Below are 245 nucleotides of genomic sequence, written 5' to 3'. Positions count from 1 at the left end.
GAAAGACGATGAAGTCCTGCGGTAACGGTTTTATCAAAATGCGTATGGTAGGTACTCCCTTTATAGGTCTTAACTACAGGACGAGGGTAATCACCAGGCAGGTTAAGCACTGGAAGATCTCCTGAGAACTCTCCCAGCCAGTACGCTTTCATTTCATCGTAATGCGAAGAAGAATTCTCCATTATCTGCCACATAACATAATCCTTATATTGGATACGAAGAGGCAATAATCCGCTCGAGGTACC

1 protein-coding gene is annotated in these 245 nt (G+C 44.1%); it reads right to left on the bottom strand.

Features of this window, described 5'->3' with window-relative positions; translation table 11 throughout:
* On the bottom strand, positions 1 to 245 hold a 245-nt coding region (locus GFU89_RS23290), incomplete at both ends, for a condensation domain-containing protein (RefSeq protein WP_318849393.1).

Source organism: Chryseobacterium sp. JV558, assembly GCF_033712365.1.
Classification (GTDB): Bacteria; Bacteroidota; Bacteroidia; order Flavobacteriales; family Weeksellaceae; genus Chryseobacterium.
This window is presented reverse-complemented; position numbering and strand designations above follow the sequence as displayed.